Genomic DNA, 239 nt, shown 5'->3' on the forward strand with positions numbered 1-239 from the left:
CACAATTATACAAAACGCACCCCGCCTCTAAAACTCCGTCTTCAAATTTAGGCTTTTCTTTGACTGATTATGTCGGTAAAATGACAGCAACAGGAAACTTGCTGGCAAAGTTAAGAAACAGTCAATTTCATCCCTGCATCGCGTCAATGGCGCAACAGTTTGAAACGATTGGTAGCTGCAAATTTCCGGTTTGAAGTAAGACAAATGTTTCTGAATTTTACTGTTTCAGAAATATGTTT

At 38.5% G+C, this 239-nt stretch carries 1 protein-coding gene; it reads left to right on the forward strand.

What is annotated here, in order from left to right; translation table 11 throughout:
• Window positions 1-194: hypothetical protein (locus HBA93_RS23290; RefSeq protein WP_221724802.1), on the forward strand; the 194-nt coding region annotated here is incomplete at its 5' end.
• Window positions 195-239 lie beyond the last annotated feature (45 nt).

It is taken from the genome of Ochrobactrum sp. SFR4, from assembly GCF_019730395.1.
Classification (GTDB): domain Bacteria; phylum Pseudomonadota; class Alphaproteobacteria; order Rhizobiales; family Rhizobiaceae; genus Pseudochrobactrum.